General features: G+C 64.5%; 1 protein-coding gene. It reads left to right on the plus strand.

Annotated features, from left to right (window positions below; genetic code table 11):
* Positions 1–363 (plus strand): hypothetical protein (locus ACTVZP_RS22355; protein ID WP_443214321.1); only part of this gene is annotated, 363 nt, incomplete at both ends.

The following is a 363-nucleotide window of genomic DNA, read 5'->3' on the forward strand; positions in this document are numbered from 1 at the left end:
CGGCGCCGACGTGAACGTGCTTTACGGCCAGGCAGGCAACGACATTTTCGGAGTCGAGGCGCGGCTGAATCATTGGCTCTACGACAGCGCCACCACGATTGCCGACTTCAGGGCGGGCGACCGGATCGACGTCTCGGCCTGGGGGATCTCGAGTTTCGACCAGATCCAGCGCATCCTCGAGACCCGCAACGGCACCGATGCCTTCTTCAACGCGTATTACGGCGACAGCGGACAGAACTCGATCCAGATCAGCAGGGTACTTCCCGGCGCCTTGACCGCGGCGAGCTTCGTCTTCGACACCTCGGGCGCGCGCGAGACCATCGGGACCGACTACGCCGACCGGTTGTTCGGCAGCACCGAGGG

This window comes from Rhodobacter sp. NSM (genome assembly GCF_052244495.1).
GTDB lineage: Bacteria > Pseudomonadota > Alphaproteobacteria > Rhodobacterales > Rhodobacteraceae > Cereibacter_A.